General features: G+C 37.1%; 3 protein-coding genes. 2 read left to right on the top strand and 1 reads right to left on the bottom strand.

What is annotated here, in order from left to right; all coding sequences use genetic code 11:
- On the top strand, positions 1–270 hold a 270-nt coding region (locus tag CDZ78_RS20555; RefSeq protein WP_444979205.1), incomplete at its 5' end, for an ISAzo13-like element transposase-related protein.
- Positions 271–313: 43 nt separating this feature from the next.
- Positions 314–931: an ApaLI family restriction endonuclease gene (locus tag CDZ78_RS20550; protein WP_087871600.1), complete on the top strand. Its 618-nt coding sequence runs from the start codon at positions 314–316 to the stop codon at positions 929–931.
- Between the two features lie 99 nt (positions 932–1,030).
- Here CDZ78_RS20550 and CDZ78_RS21560 read toward each other — a convergent pair whose 3' ends face one another.
- Positions 1,031–1,216: a hypothetical protein gene (locus tag CDZ78_RS21560; protein ID WP_140414271.1), complete on the bottom strand. Its 186-nt coding sequence runs from the start codon at positions 1,214–1,216 to the stop codon at positions 1,031–1,033.
- Between the last annotated feature and the right edge of the window lie 65 nt (positions 1,217–1,281).

The following is a 1,281-nucleotide window of genomic DNA, read 5'->3' as shown; positions in this document are numbered from 1 at the left end:
CCTTATACCTCCAAGTATAATCCCATTGAACATCGTTTTTTTCCTCATGTGACTCGTGCTTGTGAAGGTGTTGTATTTGACTCGGTTGAAACAGTTAAAACATTGATTTCTAGAACATCAACGTCAAAAGGACTAACAACAATTGTTCACATACTCGACAAAATATACGAGACAGGACGAAAATATGCCGCTGACTTCAAAGAAATAATGCCGATTGTATTTGATACACATTTACCAAAATGGAATTACCGTGCAATTCCTCAAGAATAATTAATATCGGGAAGTTGTTTCGTGCTTATTCCTAAGGTTAAAAATTGGTACTTTAGCAGATGAATACGCAAATAATTTGGGCGAAAAAATCATTGCTCGCAAAGAAGAAATGAAAAAAGATGATAACTCTCATTACCTGATATATAGAGTATTAGGAATTTCTAATAACGAAGGGATGTTAATTGATAAATATCAAAATACAGGTCGTTTCTTGTACAAATATGCAGGCTCATTCCTTGAAGAAGCCGCGTCCCTTTGCCTGTTCTTTGCAAATAGTCAAGGTGGTAAAACTACAGTAGAAAATACAGAAGGTATAAAACCGAAAACATTTGAGATTGATTTTTTAAACGGAAATGATGCTGTAGAGTTAAAGTGGCGTGATGCTACTACTGATGGAGATCATATTACAAAAGAACACACGAGAGTTATGGTCATCAAGAAACATGGTTATAATCCAATCCGAGTAATGTTTTACTACCCTCAACGAGAACAGGCTATTAAAATTCAAAAAACTCTAAAAACCATCTATAGTGCTGTTGATGGCGAGTATTACTCTGGTGATGATGCGTGGGATTACATTACTAAAATAAGTGGCTATGACTTGAAGTTAATTCTAACCGAAATTGCAGAAAGAAGAGACAATGAAAAAACAAATAATTAATTGCATTCTTGAAGGCGACTGCTTAGAAAAACTTAAGTTAATTGAGAAGGACTCTATTGACTTAATCTATCTTGACCCTCCATTTTTTACAGAAAAAACTCACTCATTAAAAAATAGAGAACGAACAAAAAAATTTAGCTTCGATGATATTTGGGGAAGTGATAAAGGATAGGCGCGCCATGCTACCTCACGAAATTCCGGGACTCCTGTCGCCGTAATTCGTTCACCTACGCAGCGAATAGGAGATGCTCCAGCCGCCCTGCGTCCGCCACAGACTGAGCACAAAGCAGCTCAGTCATGGCTACCTCAAATGGCTCTACGGCTATTCGGGATAAAATTTTAGCCTCCCT

Source organism: Bathymodiolus platifrons methanotrophic gill symbiont, assembly GCF_002189065.1.
Classification (GTDB): domain Bacteria; phylum Pseudomonadota; class Gammaproteobacteria; order Methylococcales; family Methylomonadaceae; genus Methyloprofundus.
Note: the sequence above shows the minus strand (reverse complement) of the source record. Positions and strands in the feature narration are given on the sequence as shown.